This is a genomic window from Nitrospira sp. (genome assembly GCA_024760525.1).
GTDB lineage: Bacteria > Nitrospirota > Nitrospiria > Nitrospirales > Nitrospiraceae > Nitrospira_D.
This window is the reverse complement of record CP060499.1, coordinates 3,244,545-3,261,517: the sequence shown is the minus strand read 5'-3', so window position 1 is coordinate 3,261,517 and position 16,973 is coordinate 3,244,545. Positions and strand designations below refer to the sequence as shown.

Below are 16,973 nucleotides of genomic sequence, written 5' to 3'. Positions count from 1 at the left end.
ACTCATTGATTGCGAACTAGGATCGCTTTATCCTGCCCGGGTGGTGCTCTGGTTCGTCATCCTCTACCTCCTCCTTTCGGTCGGTATCGGGCTTTTCGCCGCGACACGTGTGCAGAATTCCAGGGATTTTGCCGTAGCCGGAAGGAGCCTGCCACTCGCTGTTGTCACGGCGACTGTCTTTGCGACCTGGTTCGGTGCCGAAGCGGTATTAGGCATCTCGGCCACTTTCGTCAAGGAAGGGCTCCGTGGTGTCGTTGCCGACCCATTCGGGTCCAGCATGTGTTTGATGCTCGCCGGACTCTTTTTCGCCCCCCGGCTGTATCGACTCAATATGCTCACAGTGGGCGACTACTATCGGTACCGCTATAACCGGACCGTCGAAGTCCTCTGCACACTCTGCATCGTCGCCTCGTACTTGGGATGGGTTGCAGCCCAATTCAAAGTGCTCGGTTTAGTCCTCAATGTGGTCACAGAAGGAAGCGTCAGTCAGTCGGTCGGGATTGTGATCGGTGCAGCGATTGTTCTGACCTATACGACCTTCGGCGGTATGTTTTCCGTAGCGATTCTGGACTTCGTTCAGATTTCAGTCATTGTGGGGGGACTTTTGTATATTGCGTCGATCGTGGGGAATCTGGCTGGTGGGGTGCAAACGGTGATCTCTCATGCAGCCGGCACCGGCAAATTGGACTTGTTTCCACCGGCCACGATCACAGCCTGGATCCCCTTCATCGGAGCTTGGATGACCATGATGCTCGGATCTATCCCGCAGCAGGACGTGTTTCAACGCATCACGTCAGCCAAGAATGAACAGACGGCCGTGCGGGGGGCGTTGCTGGGTGCCGCGCTGTATTTTGTCTTCTGTTTCGTCCCCATGTTTCTCGCGTATGCGGCGACTCTGATCGATCCCGTCAAATTCGGGATGCTGTTGGAGCAGGATTCGCAGCTGGTGTTGCCCACATTGATTCTCCAATACACGCCACTTCCGGCGCAGATCATTTTCTTCGGAGCCGTTCTATCTGCCGTCATGAGTTGTTCGAGCGCAACATTGCTGGCACCGTCGGTGGCGCTGAGCGAGAACGTCGTTCGACCGTTGCTCGCGCATGTGAATGACTCGGAGTTTCTCCGCTTGATGCGTGTTGTGTTGCTCGGCTTCGCCTCGGTGGTTCTGGCCATTGCACTCTGGTCAGATGCGACGATCTACAAGCTGGTGGTGAATACCTACAAGGTTACTCTGGTGGCGGCGTTCATTCCATTGGTTGCGGGGCTCTATTGGAAGCGAGCGACGACACAGGGCGCTCTTTACGCCATTGTCGCCGGGCTTACAACTTGGGTGGTGCTGGAATTGTTGAGCCAGCCGACGGATGTCTGGCCTCCGCAACTCGTTGGATTTCTAGCGGCGGGAATCGGCATGTTTGTGGGATCGGTGTGGCCTTCGCAAGTGCTCGAATCCCGGAGTGCCAACGAAAGTGCCGGGAGAGGTGAGAGCAGCGTTGTGCCTGATTCTGCAGGCAAGCCTCCGATGGCTCCTTAAATTCGCCGTTCTAATGGGCTAATGTTGGAGCGTGAGGCGCACGACTCGACGGATTTCATCCGATGAGAAGGTCTTCTTAAGAACACGTCGTGCGCCGAAGAGCTTGGCGACAGTTGGAAAGTTGTAGTGACCGGTTGCCTTGGTTAGGGCTATCACTCTGGCATCCAGAAATTCCTGCGTTAGAGCGAGAGTGACATCCATCCCATCTCGCTCCGGCATCAACATATCAGTGATGACGAGATCGGCGGGTGTGACGCGATAGAGGTGAGACCGATGTGGCCATTGGCAGCTTCACGAATCTGATGGCCGTCCTCTTCAAGAATGCGACGCAACAATACCCGAATCGGCGCATCGTCGTCGACGATCAAGATGGAAGCCATGTCTCTCCTTCGCAGCTCCGACAACGCACACCAACGGGCTCGTGAAGCCTCATACCTTAAAGCTGAAATCAGGCTGCTTGTGGCATGGCCGATTGTACTTCAGGGTGGAGCTGGCCTTTGTTGATGTCCAACTCCCCATTCGAGAGGACCAACGCCTGTTGCTCTCTAGCGAGGCGATGTCGCTCGATGACCGGGTCATGGACATTCCCACAATTCATGCAACGGTATCCCTTGGCCCACATGTGCCCGATGGTTCCATTAAAATCCAAAAAATGGTCATTCACCATGAGGCCGTGGCAGCGTGAACAGTTCATGATTCTCTCCCTGTTACAAGTTGTGGGGACTCGCGTTTGTTATGAGAAAGATAGCTAAACCCTTGCAGATGAGGTAGACCCGGAGGGGGTAACACGGAAGAGGGGTGTCGAGGGTAGAATATGCTGATACGTCGGCAAAGAGACCGTTCATTTGCTGCTGAAATGGTGCTGGCGGCAATAGGCCTGCTTATGCCCCTATATTGTCCAAATGAGGAATGGCTCTGATGGCATCGGCTCGTGTTTGGTTCAAGAGAGGAATAGGCGCCACGCTGGCATTGGCGCTATGTGGTCTCATCGGCCTCGTGATTTATGCTGCCGTGCTCTCGGCGAGCCTGTCGCTTCCAAGGAGCGATGAGCATCCTCCGCTCCTTATTTACGGAGCTCCGTTCTTCCTAACGCCGGGGCTCCATCCCGTGGATTCAGGCTTATTGGACCGCCTGCATCGGCTGGAATACAGGCCGGTCACTGGGACGCCGCGGGGAGCCGGTGAGTATTTCGTCACGAACGATGCGATTGAGATTGTCCTGCGTGCTCAGGAAGATAATCGACTTCCCGCCCGATCCATACGGTTGATATTGACTAACGGCATTGTGACCGAGGTGTTGTCGGTGCCGGACAATCAGCCAGTCTCACTTGTAGCTCTCGAGCCGGTCTTGATCAGCGGCATGCGGGCAGGAACCAAACAAGTTCGTGAATGGATTCAGTTGGACCAGATACCTCCCGCGCTGATTGAAACGTTGCTAGCCGTCGAAGATCGTCGCTTTTTCTCTCACTATGGCGTTGATCCTCTCGCCATCGGTCGGGCGCTGTGGATCAATGTCACTCGCGGAGCCGTCGTGCAGGGGGGCAGCACCCTCACTCAGCAGCTGGCAAAAAACCTCTTTTATTCTCCCCAACGCACCATGGGGCGGAAGTTCCGGGAGCTTGTGGCCGCGATCGCGCTCGAGTTCAAATACCGCAAAGAAGAAATTCTGGAGAGTTATGTGAACGAGATCTATCTCGGTCAAGCCGGGCTGGTGTCGATCTACGGTGTGAGCGAAGCGGCGCATCGCTACTTTGGCAAAACACCCGGTAATTTGTCGATCGAGGAAATCGCATTGATCGTTGGATTGATTAAGGGACCCAATACCTATTCGCCGGTGAAAAACGTGGAGTCGGCAACCAAGCGCCGCAATGTCGTGCTCCGCCGCCTACGCGAAGAGGGCATTCTGACAGAGGAAGCCGTAACGGTGGCCCTGAACCGCCCGGTTAAAGTCGTCCTGACCAATGATGCGCTCACCGATGCGCCGTACTTTGTTGATTATCTGTTTAGGGAGATTGAGCAAGGAACCGGGATGGGAATTCCGGAAGGAGCGAGAATCTATTCGACTCTTGATCCCAGAACGCAGCAAATCGTTGCGCAGGTCTTACAGAAAGGATTGGCAAAACTGGAGAAGAGCTATCCGGCGCTGGCCGGCGTTGAGCCGTCGCTTCAGGGCGCTGCAGTTGTGTTGGACGTGAAGCGTGGCCATGTGTTGGCGATGGTCGGTGGACGGGACTATCGACTGAGCCAGTTCAATCGTGCGGTGCAGGCGCATCGATCAGCGGGATCTCTCTTCAAGCCCTTCGTCTACCTGGCAGGATTCGAAGCGGCCCATGATCAAGGGATGACCGGTCTGACTCCGGCGACGCTGCTAATGGATGAACCGGTGACCTTGGAATCCGGCACCGGTCCCTGGTCACCTCAGAATTACGATCGGCAGTATCGAGGGCAGGTCACGGTCCGAACGGCCCTTGAGCAGTCACTCAACGTTCCAGCCGTCCGAACGGCTCACCGGACTGGAATTGTGACGCTGACGGGCGTGCTACAGAAGTTCGGGATTACCACGCCACTAGCCGACAATTTATCTTTGGCCCTGGGGAGTTCAGCGGTTTCCTTACTGCAGATCACATCAGCTTACGCAGGACTCGCCAATGGAGGAGTTGTCATCCGCCCGGTCGCCTTGTCCAATATGGCGAATGTGGGTGGTGAGACCATCTGGAGTCCTACCCTTGATCGACGTCAGGCGGCCACTCCACAAGGGACATTTCTTGTGACATCCTTGTTGAAAGGAGTGGTGGATCGAGGTACCGCCGCCAAGGCCAAAACCTTCGGAGTTCAAGGGCCGGTCGCAGGCAAAACCGGGACGACGGATGGCTATCGAGATGCGTGGTTCGTCGGGTACACCCCGGATATCGCGATCGGTGTCTGGGTCGGGTTTGACGATGAGCGACCGCTTACGTTGACCGGCGCGCAGGCCGCGCTTCCGATCTGGAGTGAGTTGGCGGTTCGGCTCCTACCACAGGGTGCGCAGGATTTTGAGATGCCGTCGGGGGTCGTCCAGCGTCGGATCGACCCGAGAACCGGCCAGCTGGCGACTTCGCAATGTCCCGAGAAAATATCAGAGTTCTTCATCGCCGGGACTGAGCCGACGATCTACTGCGAAGTTCACGGAGGCGGCTTCTGGGAACAACTGAAGCACACGTTCGGCCTCTCCTCGCAATAAATGGCGGCACAGCCCCCCGGATTGCCGGATTCCACAAACCGTTAGGCGTATCTCCGGTCCTAGGGTACCCTTGGTAAGGGTTGGCCTGCACAGAGGAGCGTCCCATGAAAAAGACCGGGTATGTGGATGACGGCAATATCACGCTGTTGGCAAAAGGCGTTGAATTGAAGGGTGAAATCAAAGTCGACGGTACAGTCCGGATCGATGGCCGCCTGGAAGGCGATGTGCATACCAAAGGTGAAGTGATTGTGGGAGAAGATGGAGTCGTAAAAGGAGCCATCCATGCCGATTCACTCATCAGCAGCGGACGCATCAAAGCGACGGTGACGGCGACCGGGCGTGTACAACTGCTCAAAACGGCGATTCTGATCGGCGAAGTGCACAGTCCTATGCTGCTGATGGAAGAGGGAGCCAAATTTCAGGGAGTGAGCGACATGGGAGTCACCGGCTGGCCGGAAGAATCCTCTCGATTGCCCAGCAATGTTCGTGACATGAATGCGCATCGTGGAAAGGCGGTCGCGTTGATCGGCAGAGAAGCCGACCTGTAGGTTCGTTTGCACCGCTTACCCTCAGTTTCGTGCCTGTCTAAAGCTCAGTCTATTCTCTTATCCCGCTCGTTCCTTCCGTGACAGATGCCGCCGGATCTGCTATTTACTGACTATCTCCTCAAGAGACTCTGATCTTTTTCATGACTCGACAACAACTCTTTTCCATCGTGTTCTTCTCTCTCCTGGTCTTACTGCTCTATCAGATTGGGTTGATGTTCAAACCCTTCGTGCTGTCGGCTCTCTGGGCGGGACTGCTTGCCCATTGGGGGTTTCCCATCCATCTTCGGTTGACAAAACTCTTAGGTGGCAAGGAGGCGGTATCCGCTGCAGTGCTGACGATCGGTGCGTTGGGTGTTGTGATCGTCCCGTTGGTCGTGATGGGAGCTATGCTGGTACGGGAAGCGGGAGCAGCGGAACAGGAGATTCGAGTGTGGATTTCGTCTGGCGGGCTTCAAAGGTTGCCGAATCAATTGGCGACCATCCCCTTCATCGGCGGTTGGCTGAAGTCGGCTGTATCGGGAACCGGCGCACCGGTGCTTTCCGTGGAGCAGTCGTTGATGACCGGAGTGAAAGAGGTCAGCCAATTTTTAGTCGGCAGCATGGGCGGCCTGCTGAAGAATGCGTTCGCGCTCGTGACGGATTTTTTCATGATGTTGCTGGTGCTGTTTTTCCTTTTCAAGGATGGCCGACAGTGGCTCACGGTGTTATACGAACTGATTCCGATGGAAGAGTCGCATAAGTCCAAGATCCTGACCCGGTTGGATCAAACGATTCGTGCGGTGGTGAAAGGGATGTTGGTGACGGCTATTGTTCAAGGCCTGCTGGCGGGGCTGGCCTACCTTGCGCTCAGTGTGCCTTTTCCGATCGGACTCACGGCATTGACGATCGTTCTGGCCCCGATTCCATTCGGTGGAACGGGGTTGATCTGGGGCCCGGTGGTCCTCTACTTCTTCTGGATCGGTTCTGTCGGAAAAGCGCTTGCGATGCTGGTTTGGGGGATCGGTGTGGTCTCGATGGTCGATCAGTTTCTTCGCCCATGGCTGATAGGCCAAGATGTGCAGATTCCCGTGTTGCTGCTCGTGCTCAGCGTGTTGGGCGGGCTGGCGCTGTACGGATTGCTCGGCCTTTTCGTCGGACCGATATTGGTCAGTTTGCTCATGACCGCGGTTCAGATTTATCGGGAGGAGTACCAACTCAAGCAGACGATTGCCCCCGCGAGTTCGTCAACGCCATCTTAAGGTCCTCGTCACGCGTTGACCCTCATTCGCACACAGTCGCTTTCTTTTGGCGACCATGACGAGAACGTCTTCTGTTATTCCAGCGGGATCGTAATCGCGATGCCACCCATCACATCATTCACCTTAAAGTCCTGCTTGGGACTCAGCGGATGACTATTGTGACAGGTGACGCACGCAGAAGAGACGGCTCGGTCCGCATAGATGGCTTGGAAGTATTGTTTCTTGCCGCTTGAGACAATTCCGGTGATCGGCCGATCGGGCTGGTCTTTAAGCACCTCCAGTGCCTTTCGCTCGAAGTCGGTAGCGGGGGCATTGCGTTGATAGATCGGGGAGAGCCCGATAAGTCGGTAACGGATGCCTCGGCCGCTCTCGGCGACCAATCGGCCTGAATGTTGGAGAAACTGGGCCGGCAGGGGAAGCGCGTTGTCCTGCTCCCAATGTTCGGTTGCTGCGACAATCCCTTTCCCCTGCATACGATTCACGACCTGAGTCGTATAAATCGTGCGATCTGCCTCGACGACAGCATGGACGTAATCCGCGACCCTTTCAGGTGAGATCCCGACGGCGATAGGGCTCTCTTTGGCGGCGAGGAGAGCAGCTAGACCCCAGCACCCCCCTAAGATGAGTGTGACGGTTGCGGCTCGGAACGCGAGGCGGAAGTTGCCCATGAGCCTCCTTTGGGTGATTGAGGCACACTGATCGGCAGGGTGACGATGCAGGTGGTGCCTTGGCCTTCGAGACATTCGATGCGGAGGTCGCCTCCGAATTTTCGGATAATGCGTCTCGCGACGGTCAGTCCAAGTCCCGAACCCTCCCCCTGTCCTTTTGTTGTAAAAAATGGGTCAAAGACCTTCGAGAGGTGTTGCTTGGAAATACCGGGTCCGGAGTCGGTGATGGTTGCGGTCACCATATGGTCTGACTGGACGGTGGCTAAAGCGAGGGTACCCTCGCCTTTCATGGCTTGCACAGCGTTGGTCACCAGATTCACCAGCGCTTGCCGGAGTTGATCAGGAAAAGCGAGGACGGGTGTCTCGCCCGCATAGGTTTTCTGGATCACGATGCTTTTCATTTCAACGGTGGTCTGTGCCGTGGCTAACGCTTCGTCCAATTCACGCTCCAAAACGATCGGAACAGGCTTGTCGGAAGTGTCTCGGCTTGCCATGCCGGTGAAATCTCGGATGATCGTCGACATCCGGCGACCATGGGCCACAATGTCCTGAGCATAGCTCTTGATCCGTTCAAGGTTGTCTTCTTCTTGGATGGCTTCTCCAAGCCCGATGACTCCAAATAAGGGGTTGTTGAGTTCATGGCCGATGCCGGCGGTCAGGACGCCAAGGCTTCCTGTTTTCTCCGCCTGGACCAATTGATCCTGCAGCCGACTCTCATCCGTGGTGTCTCGAAGCACCAGACCAATGCTGTCTTCTTCCCCGGGCCTCGCGGGCAATCGGAACCATTGATAGTGATAGACACGCGATCCGATGTGGAGTTCCGACCGATGACGGGCTGATGCGTGATCGGCAGTAGGTTCCAACGGATCCCTCGGTGCTGCCTCACGCTCGAAGTCGGCTGTGGGAAATGGCTTATCTCCATTGGTCCGGAACTCCGCTTGAAGCTGTTTCTGAACGGCTGGGTCGAGCGGAAGAATCGTGAACAGCGACGCGCCCGACATCGGCTCTTGGACCGTGAAGGATTCGCGGGCCGCCCGATTGATGTAACGCACAATTTCGTTCGCATCGATTAAGAGGATTGGAGTGGGAACGGCGTCTAGAATTTGATCCGTGGATTGCTGGAGGACTTGGACTTCCTGGGTTTTCAATTTGACTTGATCGGTCAGTCCGGCGAAAGCGGCGTTCAATTGCTGATTCATGCGGTTGAATTCTGCGGCCAAGTCCTCCAATTCGTCACCGGTGTGGATCTGAATCGGGGTTCGCAATTCACCGCGCCCGATGGACTGCGCCGCCTGTTGCAGCTGCCGTACCGGGGTGACAATGCGGCCGGCAGACACGTAGCCAAGCGAGGCCAGCAGCACGATGGCTACGGCTCCAAACACGGTCACCCAGGCGAATAGATGTTCGATCGGGGCAAAGAGTTCATCGGACGATTGCCAGACGAAGGTGTGCCACGACCCATCGTCGCTGGCTCCGTTGGTGACCCGGCTGGTTTCCGAGAGCGGGGCAAACCCGATAACGGACGTAGCCTGCCCGCCGTGACCATCGCTTGAGGCTTGTACCCAACCGGGCTGCTGCGGTGTTACGAGCGGGATTAACTTCGGATCGGACAATGGGACGCCCGTGGGAAGAATGGGGCAACTGACGACGATTCCGTTGGTGTCAATCAGCATGACATGGCCGGTTTTTCCAAATCGCGTGACGTGAGTTGCAGGAGAGAAGAACTCCTTGGCGTCGATCACGCGGTGAAGGACTCCGACGACTTCATACCGAAGACTGTCCATGACCGGGAGTGAGATGGAGAATACATAAGCGTTCACCTTCTCGTCGAAATGGACATCTTCGACATAGAGCTTCCCCACGGCTTTGTTGAAGGTCCCCTTCCACCATCGGGTGGTGTGGTGGCGGAACGCCGGATGGTCGGTCATCGTTGCCACGAGCACACCTTGTGCGTCCGTGAGGTACAGCATCTTTGTCGAGGAGCGGACGACGTGCGGAAGCAATTGACCAGGTGCACTGTGGACGCCGGTATAGTACTCGTGGAGCAATGCGCTAAGACGGTTGTCCGTGATGGATTTGATCGCAGCCGTGTCTCGATCTGTCCAACGCCGCTCCAAATCAGTGATCGCGGCCGCCGGATTCTTGGAGTCGCCTCGCGCATCACGCCGGTGCTCCAACTCACGAATGATCGCAGTGTCATTCGCGATACGCGCGGTGTGCGCGATTTCTTCGGCAAGGAGGAGATCAAGTTTGCGGGCGGCTTCAGTCGCAAGCGCTTCAAAACTTTCCCCGCTGACCTCCCGGATTTCTTGGGAGCCCTGCCAGAATGCCATGCCCAAACCCACAACGAGCGGGATGATACCGACGAGCAGCATGGAAAGAATGATCTTGGTCTTCAACCCCCATCGTGTGCCTGGCTGCGATGATATCGGCGTCTCGCTCATGACGGCGTACTCCTCGCATCGGCTCCGGATTCTCCGGGAAATGTGAGCGTAAACGTTGCCCCGTGACCAACTTGGCTCTGGACCTCGATGGTCCCCTTCATGTGATAGATCACGTTTTTGATGTTGTAGAGCCCCAATCCCGTTCCTTTCCCCGGGGGTTTCGTCGTGAAAAAGGGCTCGAAAATCCGACTCTGTAACTCAGGGGAGATGCCGTAGCCGGTGTCCGAGACACGAACCTGCGTCGCGCCGGCCACCATGGCGGTTGCCAACGTCAAGGTTCCGTGGTGTTCCATCGCCTGGACCGCGTTCGTGATGAGATTGACGAACACATGGAGGAGTTCGTCAGGGTTTCCCTTTACGACGACATCCGGCTGGTAGAGTTTTCGAATTTCAATGTCTTGAAGGGCCACGGCGTATCGGGCAATCTTCAAGGCTTCATCCAGCTTGCCGTTGACGCTGATCAGGCAGTCTTGCCGCAACGATGCTCGGCGAGAGTAGGAGGTGAGATCTCGGCAGATGGCTGTTGTGCGTTTGACTGCTTCAATGATGTCCAGCGCTTGGGCATGTACGGTATCCAAGTCGACTTCTTCAGCCAGATTTTCCGCCATGCCGAGAATGAGCTGGAGCGGATTGTTCATGTCATGAGCGATCCCGGCGGCGAACGAGCCGATTCCGGCCAGTTTCTCCGCGTGGAGCAGCTCAGTCTGTAATATTGCTTCATGCTGCACGAGTTTCCACAGAAGTCGTGAAGCTTGTCCGCTCAAGATATCGACGCTCGCCGGCAGCTGGTCCTGAAGTATCGATTTCATCGCGGGATCGCCGGTGACGTCCATCACAAGGTTGACCTCTTGGTTGTTAATCAGGTCGGCAACCCGCTCGTAGACCGGCACGTTGAGCTCTTGAGCCCGTTTGAGTCCGGGAGCTGAGGAGACCTTATCGGCAATTCCGAGGATCTCGATCGTACCGATCTGATGCAGCACATCGAGCAGCGCGGTCCCACCCCGGCCCGCACCGATGATGGCCACCCTTGTCGGAAGTAGGGTGGGCGCCGGCTCACTCTGTTCACCCTCGATTTCCGGATGAGCAGCAATCGGAGAGGGGGCCGCAACGCCCTTTCCCTGTGATGTTTGCCAGTCCCTCATAGATGAGCCAATTCACGCTGTTCCATGGCACGAGCGACAGAGGCTTTCAATTTTTCGCCTTCCACCGGCTTCACGAGATAATCCACAACACCCTGCCGGAGTAAAGACGTGGCCATGTCGGTGTCCGGGAATCCGGTCAGGACGATCAAGGGGACGCGCGGATAGTTCTGGCGGAAGTAGGCGATTGCTTCGATGCCGTTTACCTTCGGCATCCGGATGTCGCAGATGATGACGTCAAGAAGGAGGCGATTCTCACCGGAGTTGATGACTTCGATGGCCTTTTCTCCATTTTCTGCTTCCAGGATATCGTACCCCGCCTTGTGCAGCGTCATTCGGACGACCTTACGGATGTCGGGTTCGTCATCGACGATCAGCACTCGACCATTACAGCTTTCCCCTCCTACAAAAAACCCGGATTTGAATTCGCTCATAACACCCTCCTTTGTGACGGACGAAATGAAATATTTTCAGTTGCTGAAAGGGTAGGCGCAAAGTTGATGCCGAGCTTGATAGGATTAAACCTATAGAATCTCAATGACTTGCTCATCGGGGTTTCGTGCCTTCTTGGCCAACTGGTTCAAATGCACCACCAGTATGTTGAAAGCCACCAACGTGGATGCCGCATTGCGTTTCCACACCGATTTCAGCTAGGGTATTGAAAAAACTAGCGGAGTTAAGGCCCGTGATCACACCCGATGCAGTGACCGATTATGTTCGCAAGTGCCTGCCGGATGCCGTGGTGACAGTGACCGACCGGACGGGAACGATGAATCATCTGAAGGTCGTTATCGTTTCGGATGGGTTTCAAGGAAAGAATCTCTTGGACCGGCACCGCATGATCTATCAAGCCTTAGACGCTCCGATGAAGGATGGACGGATCCATGCATTGGAGTTAACGGCACGAACCAGAGATGAGGCATAGGAGGAGACAATGGCCGATCCGATCGAGGACGAAATCCAAAAGGAAGTAAAGGCGCATAAGATTTTGATCTACGGTAAGGGAACCAAAACCATGCCGATGTGCGGATTCACGAGGGAGACCATGCAGTTTTTTGATAAATATGGGTATCCCTACGAGCTTATCGACGTTTTGTCACAGCCTGCCAAACGGGAGGCCCTGACGAAGCTGACGAATTGGCCGACGCTTCCCAAAGTATTTATCGACGGCACTTTTTATGGCGACACCGATATCCTCGATCCCATGGCCGCCAAGGGTGAGATCGAACCGCTCCTGAAAAAGGCGTTCGGGAAGTAGCAGGTCATCCCTGCTAGTCGCTGGCTCCCCGAGCCCGCACACGGGGGCAATCACAACTCACATTATGGGCGGTGCTCGCTCGACAGGCGCAGTGAGACCAGTAGGGACGCCCTGCCTGGATGACAAGGTGAGGGTGCACCCCATACATCTGCCTGTCATGTTCTCTCCGGGAATGGCCGAGACTCCTTGTCTTCTGGGAGCCAGGAGGAGGTGGAGCTGCACGTAACTCATCTATGGCGCGAACCTCACCGCGCATCTGTTCGATCCGAGACTAAGCAAAGACTAGCGATGCTACTGCGTTGCGGCTTTCAAACTGTAGAACATGGTTGTCGCATATGAAGATGCTGCCTCCCATGATTGTGGCACTGATCGTGGTCGTGGGGTGCTCCTCTGCCATTCCTCATCGCGATCATTCTGTCTGGGAGCACTCACGGATTGTTGATCTCACCCACTCATTCGGGTCGGATACCATCGTCTGGCCAACGGAGCAGGACTTCAAGCTCGTCGTCCAGCATGCAGAGGATGCGCCTGGCGGGTACTACTATGCCTCCAACCGTCTGGAGATGGCTGAGCATGGCGGCACGCACATCGACGCCCCGATCCATTTTTCCAGAGGGAAGCAGACGCTGGATCAGATTCCAGTGGAGCGATTAGTCGGGACAGGCATCCGAATCGATGTCACGGAGCAATGCGCGCGTGATCGGGATTACCGCGTGGCGATCGCCGATTTCGAGCGGTGGGAAGCCGAGCATGGGCGAATACCAAACGGCGCCATCGCTCTGTTGGACACGGGCTATGCGCGATCCTGGCCGGATCGGAAAGCCTATCTGGGAACAGAGGAGAGAGGACAGGAGGGAGTACGCGCGCTGCATTTCCCTGGGTTGCATCCTGAAGCGGCGGCTTGGTTGGTACGTGAACGAGGAGTGAAAGCCGTGGGCATCGATACTGCCTCGATCGATTTTGGCCGATCGACCAAATTCGAAACACATGTCGCGCTGCTATCTCAGAATGTGCCGGTATTCGAAAATCTCGCCACGCCGCATGATCTGCCGCATCGCGGGTTCGACGTGATCGCACTTCCGATGAAGATTGCCGGCGGCACGGGTGGCCCGCTTCGGATCATCGCGGTGATACCACCTGCGCACTGATTTGTCCCACTGATTGCGGCAATGCAATTTGACTGGGAGAATGAAGAAGCTCTTTTCTCAGATTGAAGAAAGGATCGAGGTAACCATTCCTGCCTGAAAAACGATCAACCTGCAAATCCCCAAGCAGCAAAACAAAAAGGCCGCCTTTTCAGGCGGCCTTTTTTCTCTTCTCTCAGTAGGTGCGATGCGGGTGCTCTCAATTGCGCGGACTATCCTCAGCCGCCCACCCGAGACGCGCTCTTGACCTCAGCGAGCATCGCCCGAATCAGGATGCTCAAAATGGTTCCCGGCTAGGCCGCAGGGAGCTCGGTGACCGAAGCGTACCCTTGTGCGGTACGTTGCAGGGAGACGAGCGACTGAGAACGACGCTGGGGGACATTTCCAGCATCCTGCTACGTGCCCATTTCCCAGGATGCCAGATACTTTTTCTGCTCCGCCGTCAACGTATCGATTGCCACACCCATGCCGGCCAGTTTGAGCCGGGCAATCTCTTTATCGATAGCCTCCGGGACGGGATACACTTTCTTTTCGAGCTGTTTGTAATTCTTTACGATGTATTCGGCGCCAAGCGCCTGGTTCGCAAAGCTCATGTCCATGACGCTGGAGGGATGTCCTTCTGCGGTGGCAAGGTTCACCAGCCGGCCTTCACCGAGCAAGCTGACACGGTGGCCGTTTTTCTTAAGCGTGAATTGCTCAACTCCCGTCCGAACAGCTTTGCGCTTGCCGGCCAACTTTTCAAGAGTCGGGATATCCAGCTCCACATTGAAGTGCCCGCTGTTGCAGACGATGGCGCCGTCTTTCATCACAGCGAAATGTTCTCCTCGGATCACGTGGATGTTACCGGTGACCGTGACGAAGAAATCTCCAACCGGAGCCGCTTGTTCCATCGGCATGACGCGGAATCCGTCCATGACGGCTTCGAGGCCTTTCAAGGGATCCACCTCGGTCACGACCACGTCCGCGCCCATACCTTTGGCCCGCATTGCGATACCGCGTCCGCACCATCCATAGCCCACTACCACAACGACTGAGCCGCAGACCAATCGGTTGGTCGCGCGCACAATGCCGTCCATGGTGGATTGACCGGTTCCATAGCGGTTGTCGAACATATGTTTGGTGTCGGCATCGTTGACGGAAATGACCGGGAACTTGAGAACTTTCTTTTCGGCCATACTGCGCAAACGAATGACACCTGTGGTGGTTTCTTCCGTACCGCCGATGACATTCTTTAACAGTTCTTTGCGTTTGGAGTGCAGGTGCGACACGACATCGGCGCCGTCATCCATGGTCAGATGGGGCCGGTGCGCAATCGCGGATTCGATATGGCGGTAGTACGTGGCGTTGTCTTCGCCCTTGATGGCAAAGGTTGGAATGCCTTCATGTTGAACCAAGGCAGCGGCGACGTCGTCCTGAGTACTGAGGGGATTTGAGGCACAGAGACGGACATCGGCCCCGCCGGCTTTCAACGTGATAGCCAGATTCGCCGTTTCGGTAGTCACGTGCAAACACGCGGTGACGCGAACTCCCTTTAATGGTTGCTGCCGCTTGAACCGTTTGCGAATCAGCCGCAATACGGGCATCGTTGCTTCCGCCCATTCGATTTTCGATTTGCCTTGGTCTGCCAGCTTGATATCTCTCACATCGTAGTCCACGAAAATCCTCCTTCTAAAAATGCCAATCAGGATTGGTCGGTCGTCTATTGCCGTCATGAAAAGGGGGGCGGGTGGAGAACCCGTCCCCCTTTGCTGACGTCGCGAGGCTCACGACGCTTACAGGCCGGCGTCTTTGCGGAGTGCTTTGGCCTTGTCGGTCTTCTCCCAGGTGAATTCCGGTTCGTTGCGCCCAAAGTGTCCGTAAGCGGCCGTCTTACGGAAAATCGGCCGTCGGAGCTTGAGATGATCGATAATCCCTCGAGGAGTCAAGGGGAAGTGCTTGCGCACAAGTTTATCGAGAATATCGACCGATACTCTTTCGGTGTTCTTCGTGTCGACGAGCACGGAGACAGGATCAGCAACCCCGATTGCGTAGGCTAACTGGACTTCGCACTTTTCGGCCAAGCCGGCGGCAACGAGATTCTTGGCGATGTAGCGCGCCATGTACGAGGCGGAACGGTCCACCTTTGTGGGATCCTTGCCGGAGAAAGCGCCGCCGCCGTGACTGCCATGTCCACCGTAGGTATCGACGATGATCTTTCGGCCCGTAAGCCCTGTGTCACCCATCGGACCGCCGACGACGAAACGGCCGGTGGGGTTGATGTGATGCTTCACGCCGGTCGGGTCATAAAGGCCTTTAGGCATCACAGGCTTGATAATCTTTTCCATGATGTCACGTTCAATCTGCTTGTTCGTCACATCCGGGCTATGCTGCGTGGAAACGACGATCGTATCGATCCGCACGGGCTTGCCGTTTTTGTATTCGACCGTCACTTGGGATTTGCCGTCCGGTCGCACCCAATCGAGAATTTTCTTTTTGCGAACCTCAGCCAGACGCTTGGTCAGTCTGTGGGCCAGCACGATCGGCATCGGCATGAGTTCATCCGTTTCATTGGTGGCATACCCGAACATCAGGCCCTGATCGCCGGCCCCGCCGGAATCTACGCCCATCGCAATATCACTGGATTGCTGGTGAATAGCGGTCAGAACTGAGCAGGTATGGAAGTCGAACCCCCACGATGCATCACAATAGCCGACATCCTTAATGACATCACGGATAATATCCGGAATTTCGACATAGGCCTTGGTGGAAATTTCACCGGCCACAAACGCAATGCCCGTGGTCAGGATCGTTTCGCAGGCGACACGGGAATGTTTGTCTTGAGCGATGATGGCGTCTAAGATGCCGTCGGAGATCTGGTCGGCGATCTTATCCGGATGTCCCTCAGTGACCGATTCCGAAGTAAAGAGATAATTGTCTCGCATATGCCCCTCGTGGGTTCAGGTTATGAAAAACCATCGCTGGTCTGTCTGCTGATTGGGAATGTGATGAGTAGTGCTGAGTGATAAGCCGAGCACAAACTTTGGCAATTCTAGAGGAGATCGGTTGACTTTGTCCATCACTTCGATAGTAGGGGATGAGAATTTGTCACGTGCCCTTTACTTGACTCAGGTTTTTGCGGACTTGTAACATGTGGTGTTGTTATATGAACCATCTGATCCAGAACTCTTAAGCCTAACGACCGCGATGATGTCAAGGACAAAAGCTTGAAGCCCTCGCTGCTCTTAGCTATGAAACATCCTCCAGCGGCTGCGGTGTTTATCTTCATAGTAGTCGGCCTGCTTTTCATGGCACCTTGTTCCGAGGCAGCGTCGCTCCAAACCAAAACGTGGCAAGTCTTCGAACGTGGTGTCGTCCAGGTCGGTGACGAAGCGCCGAATTTCAAGCTGCGGGACCTTGCCGGCAACGTCATGAGTTTGTCTCAGCTGAGAGGAAAAGTCGTGCTGCTGAATTTTTGGGCGACCTGGTGTGGGCCATGTCGTGTTGAGATGCCGGCGATGGAACAGCTCTATCGAACCTTTCCACGAGGCGAGTTCGAAATTTTGGCGGTGTCTACTGATCCGCAGGGTGCGGCCGTGACACGCCCGTTTCAGAAACGAATGGGGTTCACATTTCCCATTCTGCACGATTCGGAGTATCGCGTAGGCCTTACCTACGGAGCACGGACGATCCCAATCACCTTCATGGTCGACCGTCATGGTATCGTGCGGCAAAAGATTTTTGGCGCTCGTGACTGGGACTCGCCAGAAGCGCGTGATTTGATTTACGCACTGATGAAGTCGTGAC

General features: G+C 55.7%; 15 protein-coding genes and 1 pseudogene. 8 read left to right on the top strand and 8 right to left on the bottom strand.

The genetic code is table 11. The features are described 5' to 3' along the window. Window positions 1-40 precede the first annotated feature (40 nt). A complete protein-coding gene (locus tag H8K04_15335; protein ID UVT15175.1) occupies window positions 41-1,531 on the top strand; it encodes a sodium:solute symporter family protein in 1,491 nt (496 codons plus the stop codon). 18 nt (window positions 1,532-1,549) lie between these two features. Here H8K04_15335 and H8K04_15330 read toward each other — a convergent pair. Together H8K04_15330 and H8K04_15325 are read right to left on the bottom strand one after the other, a co-directional pair. Beyond that, window positions 1,550-1,911 (bottom strand): annotated as a pseudogene (locus H8K04_15330) (response regulator). Window positions 1,912-1,979: 68 nt separating this feature from the next. Then, a complete protein-coding gene (locus H8K04_15325; protein UVT15174.1) occupies window positions 1,980-2,225 on the bottom strand; it encodes a hypothetical protein in 246 nt (81 codons plus the stop codon). A gap of 224 nt (window positions 2,226-2,449) precedes the next feature. On the opposite strand from H8K04_15325, the gene H8K04_15320 reads away from it, so the two are divergent. The 3 genes from H8K04_15320 (at window position 2,450) to H8K04_15310 (ending at window position 6,536) form a co-directional block, all read left to right on the top strand. Then, on the top strand, window positions 2,450-4,750 hold the full coding sequence (locus tag H8K04_15320; protein ID UVT15173.1) for a PBP1A family penicillin-binding protein: 2,301 nt from the start codon (window positions 2,450-2,452) through the stop codon (window positions 4,748-4,750). Between the two features lie 104 nt (window positions 4,751-4,854). Further along, window positions 4,855-5,298 (top strand): polymer-forming cytoskeletal protein, encoded by a 444-nt coding sequence (locus tag H8K04_15315; GenBank protein UVT15172.1) that lies wholly within the window; start codon window positions 4,855-4,857, stop codon window positions 5,296-5,298. 140 nt (window positions 5,299-5,438) lie between these two features. Then, window positions 5,439-6,536 (top strand): AI-2E family transporter, encoded by a 1,098-nt coding sequence (locus H8K04_15310; GenBank protein ID UVT15171.1) that lies wholly within the window; start codon window positions 5,439-5,441, stop codon window positions 6,534-6,536. 74 nt (window positions 6,537-6,610) lie between these two features. Here H8K04_15310 and H8K04_15305 read toward each other — a convergent pair whose 3' ends face one another. Genes H8K04_15305 through H8K04_15290 form a run of 4 tightly spaced genes read right to left on the bottom strand, consistent with a single transcriptional unit; the run spans window position 6,611 to window position 11,221 of the window. After that, complete coding sequence (locus tag H8K04_15305) at window positions 6,611-7,204, bottom strand: DUF3365 domain-containing protein (GenBank protein UVT15170.1); 594 nt, start codon at window positions 7,202-7,204, stop codon at window positions 6,611-6,613. Continuing rightward, the gene (locus tag H8K04_15300) at window positions 7,153-9,648 is read right to left on the bottom strand and encodes a HAMP domain-containing protein (protein ID UVT15169.1); all 2,496 of its coding nucleotides are present in this window, start codon (window positions 9,646-9,648) and stop codon (window positions 7,153-7,155) included. The genes H8K04_15305 and H8K04_15300 overlap by 52 nt, the downstream gene beginning before the upstream one ends. Then, window positions 9,645-10,790, bottom strand: coding sequence for a hypothetical protein (locus tag H8K04_15295; GenBank protein UVT15168.1), 1,146 nt, complete (start codon window positions 10,788-10,790; stop codon window positions 9,645-9,647). Before H8K04_15295 ends, H8K04_15300 begins: the two co-directional genes overlap by 4 nt. Then, the gene (locus tag H8K04_15290; GenBank protein ID UVT15167.1) at window positions 10,787-11,221 is read right to left on the bottom strand and encodes a response regulator; all 435 of its coding nucleotides are present in this window, start codon (window positions 11,219-11,221) and stop codon (window positions 10,787-10,789) included. Before H8K04_15290 ends, H8K04_15295 begins: the two co-directional genes overlap by 4 nt. 251 nt (window positions 11,222-11,472) lie before the next feature. On the opposite strand from H8K04_15290, the gene H8K04_15285 reads away from it, so the two are divergent. From H8K04_15285 to H8K04_15275, 3 genes are all read left to right on the top strand, one after another. Next, on the top strand, window positions 11,473-11,712 hold the full coding sequence (locus H8K04_15285) for a BolA family transcriptional regulator (protein ID UVT15166.1): 240 nt from the start codon (window positions 11,473-11,475) through the stop codon (window positions 11,710-11,712). A gap of 9 nt (window positions 11,713-11,721) precedes the next feature. After that, window positions 11,722-12,045, top strand: coding sequence for a glutaredoxin (locus H8K04_15280; protein ID UVT15165.1), 324 nt, complete (start codon window positions 11,722-11,724; stop codon window positions 12,043-12,045). A 353-nt stretch (window positions 12,046-12,398) separates the two neighbouring features. Next, a complete protein-coding gene (locus H8K04_15275) occupies window positions 12,399-13,193 on the top strand; it encodes a cyclase family protein (GenBank protein UVT18007.1) in 795 nt (264 codons plus the stop codon). A 392-nt stretch (window positions 13,194-13,585) separates the two neighbouring features. Here H8K04_15275 and H8K04_15270 read toward each other — a convergent pair whose 3' ends face one another. Both H8K04_15270 and H8K04_15265 read right to left on the bottom strand, forming a co-directional pair. Beyond that, entirely contained in the window at window positions 13,586-14,845 is a 1,260-nt protein-coding gene (locus tag H8K04_15270) for an adenosylhomocysteinase (protein UVT15164.1), read from the bottom strand. Window positions 14,846-14,962: 117 nt separating this feature from the next. Then, on the bottom strand, window positions 14,963-16,111 hold the full coding sequence (locus H8K04_15265) for a methionine adenosyltransferase (GenBank protein ID UVT15163.1): 1,149 nt from the start codon (window positions 16,109-16,111) through the stop codon (window positions 14,963-14,965). Between the two features lie 363 nt (window positions 16,112-16,474). Between H8K04_15265 and H8K04_15260 the strand changes: the two genes are divergently transcribed. After that, entirely contained in the window at window positions 16,475-16,972 is a 498-nt protein-coding gene (locus H8K04_15260) for a TlpA family protein disulfide reductase (GenBank protein UVT15162.1), read from the top strand. Window position 16,973: the final 1 nt, after the last annotated feature.

Bases quoted from the DNA above. Each gene is read 5' to 3' on its own strand.
- H8K04_15325 (UVT15174.1), bottom strand. From the start codon at position 2,225: ATGAACTGTTCACGCTGCCACGGCCTCATGGTGAATGACCATTTTTTG.
- H8K04_15320 (UVT15173.1), top strand. From the start codon at position 2,450: ATGGCATCGGCTCGTGTTTGGTTCAAGAGAGGAATAGGCGCCACGCTG.
- H8K04_15315 (UVT15172.1), top strand. From the start codon at position 4,855: ATGAAAAAGACCGGGTATGTGGATGACGGCAATATCACGCTGTTGGCA.
- H8K04_15310 (UVT15171.1), top strand. From the start codon at position 5,439: ATGACTCGACAACAACTCTTTTCCATCGTGTTCTTCTCTCTCCTGGTC.
- H8K04_15305 (UVT15170.1), bottom strand. From the start codon at position 7,204: ATGGGCAACTTCCGCCTCGCGTTCCGAGCCGCAACCGTCACACTCATC.
- H8K04_15300 (UVT15169.1), bottom strand. From the start codon at position 9,648: ATGAGCGAGACGCCGATATCATCGCAGCCAGGCACACGATGGGGGTTG.
- H8K04_15295 (UVT15168.1), bottom strand. From the start codon at position 10,790: ATGAGGGACTGGCAAACATCACAGGGAAAGGGCGTTGCGGCCCCCTCT.
- H8K04_15290 (UVT15167.1), bottom strand. From the start codon at position 11,221: ATGAGCGAATTCAAATCCGGGTTTTTTGTAGGAGGGGAAAGCTGTAAT.
- H8K04_15280 (UVT15165.1), top strand. From the start codon at position 11,722: ATGGCCGATCCGATCGAGGACGAAATCCAAAAGGAAGTAAAGGCGCAT.
- H8K04_15275 (UVT18007.1), top strand. From the start codon at position 12,399: ATGATTGTGGCACTGATCGTGGTCGTGGGGTGCTCCTCTGCCATTCCT.
- H8K04_15265 (UVT15163.1), bottom strand. From the start codon at position 16,111: ATGCGAGACAATTATCTCTTTACTTCGGAATCGGTCACTGAGGGACAT.
- H8K04_15260 (UVT15162.1), top strand. From the start codon at position 16,475: ATGGCACCTTGTTCCGAGGCAGCGTCGCTCCAAACCAAAACGTGGCAA.